The organism is Mycolicibacterium nivoides (assembly GCF_003855255.1).
Classification (GTDB): Bacteria; Actinomycetota; Actinomycetes; order Mycobacteriales; family Mycobacteriaceae; genus Mycobacterium; species Mycobacterium nivoides.
On record NZ_CP034072.1, the window covers coordinates 3,872,323 to 3,882,144 of the forward strand.

Annotated in this window: 3 protein-coding genes; 2 read left to right on the plus strand and 1 reads right to left on the minus strand. The window is 65.2% G+C overall.

From position 1 onward, the window contains the following. Positions 1-131 precede the first annotated feature (131 nt). The gene (locus tag EH231_RS19025; protein WP_170856275.1) at positions 132-959 is read left to right on the plus strand and encodes a GAP family protein; all 828 of its coding nucleotides are present in this window, start codon (positions 132-134) and stop codon (positions 957-959) included. 93 nt (positions 960-1,052) lie between these two features. After that, positions 1,053-1,718, plus strand: coding sequence for a methyltransferase family protein (locus tag EH231_RS19030; protein WP_164480947.1), 666 nt, complete (start codon positions 1,053-1,055; stop codon positions 1,716-1,718). 9 nt (positions 1,719-1,727) lie between these two features. Here EH231_RS19030 and EH231_RS19035 read toward each other — a convergent pair. Continuing rightward, a partial coding sequence (locus EH231_RS19035; protein WP_124714320.1) for a non-ribosomal peptide synthetase occupies positions 1,728-9,822 on the minus strand: 8,095 nt, incomplete at its 5' end.

Consider the following 9,822-nt stretch of genomic DNA (forward strand, 5'->3'; position numbering starts at 1 on the left):
CGCACTGCTGGTTCCGGGCACCACGACCAGTACGGCCCTGAGGGCCTGTACGGCCAAATCAGCTCCGACAACTCCTGAATGTTGTCCAGAAAGTCAATACAGCAAATAGATTGCGAGGTAGCATTCCGCTCATGTGGGGCTCGCTGGCCGTACTGGCACTCTTGACGACGATCAATCCCGTGCGCCTCGGCATCATCATCTTGGTGCTGTCCAGGCCGCGGCCGATGCAGAACCTGCTCGCCTACTGGACCGGCGCGGTGCTGGTAGGGCTCGCCACCCTCGTCATTCCACTGTTCGTACTCCACTCCACGCCGACATCGTCGGCTTTCGCGAGAAATTTCGCGCACCCCACCGCGAATCCGATCGCACAGCGCATCACGATCGTCACAGGCGTGGTTCTCCTGGCGATCGCCGTGTTCATGGTGGCGCGCAACTTGTTACGGACACCCGTCTCGGCAGGTGGCGCCCATCGGAAGGTAGCGGACAACACCGGCGACGGCACCACCACACTCGTACTCGATTCAGGTGCACCACCCGTCATCACAAGGTTCCTGCATCCCACCGGGAAGTCGGCCGAGACAGACGGGGAAGAAAAGTCTCCGATCCGGCGGCTGCTCGGCCGCGCGCGTGACGCTTGGCAGAACGGGTCCCCGTGGATTCCCTTCATCATCGGCCTCATAGTGCTTCCACCGCTGGACGGAGTGCTGTTCGCCCTGGCCATCGTGGTGGCTTCGGGCGCCTCGCTCGAGGTCCAGCTGGTCGCAACGATCGCGTTCGTCTTCGGCGTGCTCTTGGTGGAGGAGATCATTCTCGTCAGCAACATAGTCGCACCGGAGAGAACCCAAGCCGCACTGCGTAAGTTGCATGAGTGGGCCCGCATGCATCACCAGAAGTTCGTGGCGGCGATCCTCGCAGTGGTCGGACTCTCGTTGTTGGCCAGGGGCATGGGCGGCCTCTGATCCGAGTATCGGCCGACGATCTTGATTCAGCGGAAGTCGGAGCCGGCGAGTATCCTGTTAGCTGAGGATCATGGCTCAGCATTGGGAGGGCCCATGAACACCGTTGTCAGAATGCTGATTTCAGGTTCCATCGGCATGGCCGTGACAGGTCTGGTTATATTTGCCTCCGCAGGCACATTCGACTACTGGCGAGGTTGGGTGTTTCTCGCGGTGCTCGTGGTCTCGGGTTGGGTGTCGGCCATCTACTTCCTGCGCAAGAATCCCGCAGTGCTGCTGCGGCGGTTGCCGACCGCCGAAGAGCGACCCCAGCAGAAGGCCATCGCCATTGGTGTCTTGTCGCTGTGGGCGGCAATGATCGTCGTGAGCGCTCTCGACCACCGCTTCAAATGGTCGGTGGTCGCCACAGAGGTCTCATTGGCCGGCGACGTGCTGGTTGCGCTCGGACTTGCCGCGATCGGCCTGGTGCTCATGCAGAACAACCATGCGGCCGTGACGGTTCGGGTGGAGGAGAATCAACACCTTGTCTCCACTGGCCTATACGGACTCGTACGACATCCGATGTACACCTGCAACGCGCTGCTTCTGGTGGGAATACCCCTTGCGCTCGGCTCCTTCTGGGGCCTCATATTTCTCATCCCGGGCGTCCTGCTCTTCGCGCTACGCATCCAGGACGAGGAGAGAGTCCTCGAGGTGGAGCTGGACGGATACCGCGACTACATGCAGAAGGTTCGCTACCGCCTGCTGCCGGGGATTTGGTGACCGGGTCTGTCAGCCGTCCAGGAACAGTCTGAGCCGGCTTCCATACTCACTGAGCGCCCTGGGCGTGAACATCTCGTAGTGCGTGCAGTCGACGGAGTACGTGTTGATCTCGCCGGCAATCCACGGCTGCCAGCTTTGTAGATGGGTCCGGGCGGCCCGCCGGTTCCGTATCCCACGCCAGCGGGACCGTAGTCCCGGTCCGTCGTCGTCTTCACTTCCGTGCCGCGCGGCCATGAAAATGGCGACCTCTCCATCGAATACCTCGGGCGCGTGATCGAGCAGGCGCAGCTGGTTCTCGTTGAGGCTTTGGGCCATGAACTCCAGCAACGGCTTTGGCGGGAGAGAGAATCCCAGCACACCCTGTTCCCGAATCAGCTCTTCCGCCCGCTGGTAGTCGATGGGCTTCCGGTGCGTCGGCACGTCGATGTTGTTGGTCTGCAAGATGTATTCCAGCACCAGTCCCTCGGCCAGCACCCGGTTCTCGGCGACGAGCCTGTCGGCGCCGGTGGTGAGTTTGTTCGTCCTCAATGCGGCGTCCAGGAGTACGAGGCGCTGGACTTCGCATCCTCGTCGCTGTAGCTCAACGGCGAGCGCATGTGCGACGACGCCACCGAACGACCAGCCGAGGAGCCGGTAGGGGCCATCCGGATGCAGGGCTTGAACGCGGTCCGCGTAGATCGCGGCCAGATTGCTTATCGATGTGGGTTCTGACTGGTCTGCCGTCGGCGTTTGGTTGATTCCGATGATCGGGCAGTCCAGGTATTCGCCGAGTGCCCGATACGACCAGCTCAACCCGAACCCGTCGTGAATGCAGACCACGGGAATGCCTGAGCCCGCCCTGAGGATGTCGACGGGCACCACTTCCTCAGCACTGCCCGCACTTCCGATCTGCTGAGCCAGGCTTCTCACGGTCGACGCCTCGAAGATCACGCGTACGGCCAGATGTGCGTCCGTGGCCTTGTTGATCGCGGCGACGGCCCGCATCGCCAGCAGGGAATCGCCGCCCAGGTCAAAGAACGAGTCATCGACCCCGACGCGCTCCAGACCTAGCACTTCAGCGTAGATCCCGGCCAAGACCTCTTCGGCAGCAGTCTCGGGGGCCTGGTATTGCCCGACCTTGTATTCAGGTGCCGGCAGAGCACGGGTATCGAGTTTTCCGTTGGAGGTCAGAGGCAATGCATCCACGACCATCACCGCCGCCGGAACCATGTAGACCGGCAGCCGGTCGGCCAGAGTCACTCGCGCCCGATCCGGGTCTACCGCCCCGGCCACCGACTCGGTGACATAGCCGACCAGACGCTTGTCTCCGGGATGGTCCTCCCGGACCATCACCGCGGCCTGCACTACCCCGTCCAGATCGGCCAATGCTGTTCTGATCTCACCGAGTTCGATGCGGTAGCCACGAATCTTGACCTGCTCATCGGCACGCCCCACGTAACGCAACTGGCCGTCGGCATCCCAATACACGAGGTCACCGGTGCGGTACATCCGGGTTGCGGGCGCCCCCGGCCCGACGAACGGGCATGCGACGAACCGCGACCCGGTCAATGTGGACCGGCCCATGTAGCCGCACGCCACCCCGCGGCCGGCCACGTACAACTCGCCCACCACCCCGCTGGGTACCGGGAGGAGCCATTGATCCAGCACGAACAACGCCGACGTCGACACCGGAGCACCGATCGGAACCACCCGCGGCCCTGCCACTTCCGGCGTCGTCAACGGCGCACTCATCGACGCATATACGGTCGCCTCGGTCGGGCCATAGGCATTGATCACCACGCGCCCGGGCGCCCATCGGTCCACCACATCACTCGGGCAGGACTCACCGCCGAGCAGTAGCGCAGTCGATCCCAACCCCTCCGGCGAGAGAGCCGCCACGGCAGATGGGGTCTGGGTCAGCACATTGACGTCTTCTGAAACAAGAACATCGTGGAAGGTCTCCGGCGAATTGGTCACCTCTTCGGGCACCACGACCAGCCGCCCGCCGGTCAACAGCGCCGCCCAGATCTCCCACACCGAGAAGTCGAATGCGTACGAATGGCACTGCGTCCAAACCTGATTGGCCGGAAGCCCGATGGGCATCGACGCGGCGAGGTGCGTCAGGTTGTGGTGCGTGATCCCTACCCCCTTGGGAGTACCAGTGGTGCCCGAGGTGTATATCAGGTAGGCGATCTCGTCGGCCTCCGGCGCCGGCAATGCCGTGTTCGGGTAGCCGTGGATGCGGGGATCATCGATGTCGATGACCGACAGGCCGGCTCTGTCCAGGCGATCGAGGTGCACTGCGGAGGTGATCGCGGCACTCGGCGCGGCGTCGGCGAGAATGAAAGCGATCCGTGTCTCTGGGTGTGCCGGGTCCATCGGCACATAGGCCGCTCCGGTCTTGAGCACTGCCAGCATCGCCACGACCGCCTCGGCGCACCGGTTGAACAGCAGCGCCACACTGTGCCCTGGTCCGATGCCCGCTTCGGCCAGCAAGTGCGCCAACCGATTCGACGCGTCATCGAGTTCCTGATACGTCTTCGAGCGACTTCCACAGGACTGGGGTGAACGGCCGGCATCCGTCACCGCCACCGCGTGCGGTGCGCGTGCCACCTGCTCGGCGAACAACGTCGGCACCGACACCGACACCGCGGAGGTGGTGAGCACGGCGCGGTTGCCGATCTCTTCCAGGCAATCCCGTTCGCCATCGATGAGCACGTCCACCGATGAGACCCGCTGATGAGCATCGGTGGTCAAGGCCGACACCACCCGCTCCAGGCGCTCGATCAGTGTCCGAATGCTGTCCGCATCGAACACGTCGGTACGGAACTCCACGGAGCCGACGATTCCGTCCGGTGCTCCGGTCCCGGTCCAGCGCTCCTCAAGGGAGAAAGCAAGGTCCATCCGGGCGGCCTGCGTGTCGGCCGGAAGCGGGGTCACCTGCAGGTCGCTCAGAAGTGGCTCGGTGCCAGACTCGCCGCTGTCTCGGGAGACGAAGTTCTGCCAGGCGAACATCACCTGGACCAGGGGGTGGTGGGTCAGGCTCCGGATCGGGTTGAGCCGATCCACGAGCACCTCGAAGGGCACGTCCTGGTGCTCGTAGGCGGCCAGGCTGCGCCGGCGTATCTGGGCCATGAGCTCCGCGAAGGTCGGGTCGCCGCCAAGGTCCACCCGTAGCACCAAGGTGTTGACAAAGAATCCCACCAGATCGTCGAGCGCCGGATCTCGCCGCCCCGCAATCGGGAAACCCACCGCCACATCAGAATTGGCGCTCAGCTTCGACAGCAGCACCGCCAGCGCCGCCTGCAGCACCATGAAGCTGGTGGCATCATGCTCCCGCGCCAGTCGACCGATTCTCTGCTGCAGTTCAATCGGCCAATTCACCGCCACACTTGCTCCGCGGTAGTCGGCGACCGGCGGATACGGCCGATCCGTCGGCAACTCGAGACGCTCGGGCAGCCCTGCCAATGCCTGCTCCCAGTACGCCACCTGGGCGGCGATCGGACTGCCGGCATCGTTGAGATCACCTAGTTGCTCGCGTTGCCACAGCGTGTAGTCGACATACTGCACCGGCAGCGGCGACCAGTCGGGAACCTGACCCACGCATCGGCCGGCATAGGCCATCCCGAGATCGCGCACCATCGGCGCGATCGACCAACCGTCGGCAGCAATGTGGTGGACCACCACAACGAGTACGTGCTCACTCTCGTCGACGCGCAAAAGCGTTGCCCGTACCGGAACTTCGCCGGCCAGATCGAAGCAGTGCCGCACCGTCGCGTCGACGGCCTCCCGCAGCCGCGGCTTCGGCCACCCGCGGGCATCCACCACCTGCCAACTGAACTGCGCCTGCTCCGTGGGAATCACGACCTGCTGCGGTAGCCCATCGAGCGCCGTAAAGACGGTACGCAGGCTCTCGTGCCGGGCCACCACATCGGTGAGCGCCGCCCCCAGCGCTTCGCTATCCAGCGTCCCGGTGATCCGGTAGGCGGTAGGCATGTTGTAAACCGGTGAGGGGCCCTGCAACTGGTCCAGGAACCACAACCGCTGCTGGGCATACGACAACGGCAGCACCGCGGGCCGCTCCTGGACGGTCAGTGCCGCGCCGGCCCGATCCCCGGCATGTGCGCTCATCCACTCGGCCAACTCGGCCACGGTGGGGGCATCGAACAAGGCCCGGATCGTCACCTCGACATTCAGCTCGGCCCGGATTCGCGCGACCAGTCGCGTCGCGGAGAGGGAGTGTCCGCCGAGGTCGAAGAACCCGTCGTCGATACCGACTCGGGCGACCCCCAGAACCTCACCGAACAGGGCGACCAGAGCCCGCTCGCGCTGGTCACGAGGAGCCCGGTAGGCCACCGCGCTGTTAAACTCCGGGTTCGGCAGTGCCCGGCGATCGAGTTTGCCGTTGACGGTGAGCGGCAGGGCGTCCAGCACCATGATCGCCGCGGGCACCATGTATTCGGGCAGCTTGTCCCCCGCGAAACGACGCAGTTCCCCCGCCCGTTCGATCGCAGACGGGTCGTTGACGTATGCGGCCAGTGAGCCCGCTGCAGTGCTGGGCAGGTAAAGATCCGACAGCGCCGGCACGGCACCGTCGGCCGATGACGCGGCGGCACGGGTGTAGATGATGTCAACCAGCCCATCACACTGCGACCAGGTCACGGCCGCGGCGTACCCCAGCTCCCGCCCCAGCTGCAGGCAGTCATGCGGTAGCATTGCGCCGGAAGCCGAAATGCCGGAACGCAACTCGCTGACATACTCGCGGTCACCCGCGTTGTCCAGCTCGCGTACCAGCTCCACATCCGGCCAGATTCCGGCATGAGGAACCCCGGAGACGCGCAGCTCCGGTAACCCCTCGGACCGCAGATGGTCGGCCAGCCTGGCCAGGCCCCCGAACCGCTGCCATGGTTCGGATGGCAGGTCCGCAACCGACCGCACCGGGATCGGCCCCTTGCGTAGCACCACCTCATACCGATAGCCGCTGAGTTCGTTGATCGCCCGCATGTCCTTGAGTCGCACCTCGACAGCGGCGATGTCGTCGAGGTGTCGCGGCAACGCCGCAAAGAACTCCGGAGCCACCAAGAGCTCCTGTTCGGAGAGTATCTCCCGACGCACCCGCTCACCTACCGCGGCAGCTCTGTCCTCGGCGTCACGGACGTCCTCACCGCTGGCGCATACCACCCCGGCAGTGAACGCCCGCAACAGCGACAGGTTGCGCACATCGCCGATGAACAGAGCCCCGCCGGGTGCCAGTGACCGCATCGCCACGGCCAGCACATCGAGCAGATAGCCCGCACTCGGGAAGTACTGGATGACCGAATTGAGCACCACTACATCGAAGTGACCCTGCGGAATCCCATCGGGGGCGTCGGCCGGCTGCGCCCGCAACCGTACCCGGTCGGCCCATGGCTGCCCGGCGACTTTCGCCCGCAATGTCTGGATCGTCGGTGGCGAGAAGTCCGTTGCCCAATACTCGACGCACTCCGGGGCCACCTGCGCAAGCAGCAGCCCCGAGCCCACACCGATCTCCAGCACTCGGCGCGGTCGCAGCGCCAGGATCCTGGCAACCGCGGCCGAACGCCATTCCTCCATCTGCGGCAACGGAATTGGATCTCCGGTGTAGCTGCTGTTCCAGCCACCGAAGTCCTCGCCCAGTTCGGTGGGCGTGCCCGTGGTGAAGGACTCACCCGAGTACAGGCCCTCGTACACGCCCTGCCACTGGTCGACGAGTTCCGCTTCGCGGGCAGACTCGCGGACCAGCATCATCTCCGGGTCCAGGACGACATAGGCCACCAACCGTTTGTCGGCGGTCGGCTCACCCTGGCTCGCGGTGGACGTGGTGGTGTGGGCGACGACCACCGCTTGGGAGACGCGGGGATGGGACGCCAACACCGACTGGATTTCGCCGAGTTCGATGCGGTAGCCGCGGATCTTGACCTGCTCGTCCGCGCGGCCGGCATACCGCAGCTGCCCGTCGGCTCCCCAGGACACCCGATCCCCGGTGCGGTACATCCGGGTGCCCGGCGGCCCGAACGGGCAAGGGACGAAACGCGATCCGGTCAACCCCGGCCGGCGCACATAACCGATGCCGACGCCACGGCCGGCCACATACAGCTCCCCCACCACACCTGGCGGGACTCCGCGTAGCCACTGGTCCAACACGAACAGCCCGGCGCCGGGTACCGGCGCACCGATCGGTACGACACCCGCCCCGGCGTGTAGCGGAGCGCTGATCGTGGCGTACACCGTTGTCTCGGTCGGGCCGTAGCCGTTGATCATCACCCGGCCCGGCGCCCACCGATCCACCACTTCCTGCGGGCACGGTTCAGCGGCCACCATCAACGCCGACACCGATTCCAATCCCGCCGGCGAGAGCATCCCCACCGCGGACGGGGTTTGACTCAACACCGTCACCCGCTCACCGACAAGCAACGCCTGCAGCTCCTGTGGTGACCGCGTCACCTGCTCGGGCACCACCACCAGTCGCCCACCGTGCAACAGAGCGCCCCAGATCTCCCACACCGAATAGTCAAAAGCCAACGACGAACACGCAGCCCACACCTGCTGCGGACCCATCTCGACACCCACGTCCAGACCATCGAAAAGCCGCGTCACGTTCTGATGGGTGACGGCAACACCTTTGGGCACACCCGTGGTGCCCGAGGTGTAGATGATGTGCGCCACGTCGTCAGCGGCCGGCCCCGCCGCCACAGGCGTGCCAGGCGAGGAGTCGATCCGGGGATCGTCAACCTGTAGGACCGGCACACCGCAGCCGGCCATCCGGTCAACCAAGCCAGCCGTGGTCAGGACCACCACCGGCGCAGCATCGGCCAGCATGAACTGCACACGCGCTTCCGGATGGGCCGGGTCGATCGGCAGATACGCCGCCCCTGACTTCAGCACACCCAGAATCGCGACGATCGCATGAGCCGACCGGCCTGTCAACAAACCGACACAGCGCCCCGGTCCGGCACCCATTCCAACCAGCAAGTGTGCCAATCGATTCGATGCCTCATCAAGCTCGCGGTAAGTCAACGACCGGTCGCCGAACCGCACCGCCACCGCATCAGGGGCCCGCACCACCTGGCCGGCAAACAGCTCAGGAATCGATGATTCGGTCCCATAGCGGGCCAACACACCCCGGTGACCAACTTCGTCCAAACGCACCTGCTCAAACGCATCGAGCAGGTCCACCGACGACAGCCGACGACCCGGGTCAGACGTCATCGCCACTAACACCCGGCGCAACCGCTCAATCAGGGTCTCGATGCTGGCCGCATCGAACACATCGGTCCGGAATTCCACCGAGCCCCAGATTCCGGCAGGCTCGCCGGCGTCGGTCCAGTGCTCTCGAAGGAAGAGCACCAGATCCATGCGGGCAGTCTGAGTGTCAGCCTCCAGCGGGGCGGCCTGCACATCACCCAAACTGAGCGCGGTCGCGGCGTCATTGTCCAGACCGGGCAGATTTTGCCAGGCAAAGATCACCTGGATCACGGGCTCATGGGCCAGGCTGCGGGTCGGGTTGAGCCGCTCGACCAGCACCTCGAACGGCACGTCCTGGTGCTCGAAGGCTGCCAACGCACGCTGACGCACCTGCTCGACCACCTCGGCGACCGTGGGGTCACCACTCAGATCCACCCGCAGCACCAGCGTGTTGACGAAGAACCCGACCAACTCATCGAGCGCCGGATCGCGACGCCCAGCGATCGGGAACCCGACTGCCACATCAGAGCTGGCACTCAATTGGGCAAGCAGCACCGCCAGTGCGGCCTGCACCACCATGAAGCTGGTGGCGTTGTGCTCGTGGGCCACCCGCGTGACTTGCTGTTGCAACTCGGCCGGCCAGTCCACCATCACGGTTGCGCCACGGTGGTCTGCCACCGGCGGGTAGGGACGGTCAGTCGGTAGCTCCAGCCGCTCGGGCAGCCCGGCCAGCGCCTGCTCCCAGTAGGCCAGTTGTCCGGCGATGCGGCTGTCCGGGTCGGTCAGATCGCCCAGATGCTCGCGCTGCCACAGCGTGTAGTCGACATACTGCACCGGCAACGGTTCCCAGGCCGGGGCCTGTCCCGCGCACCGGCATGCATACGCCACTCCCAGATCCCGCACCAGCGGCCCGATCGACCAG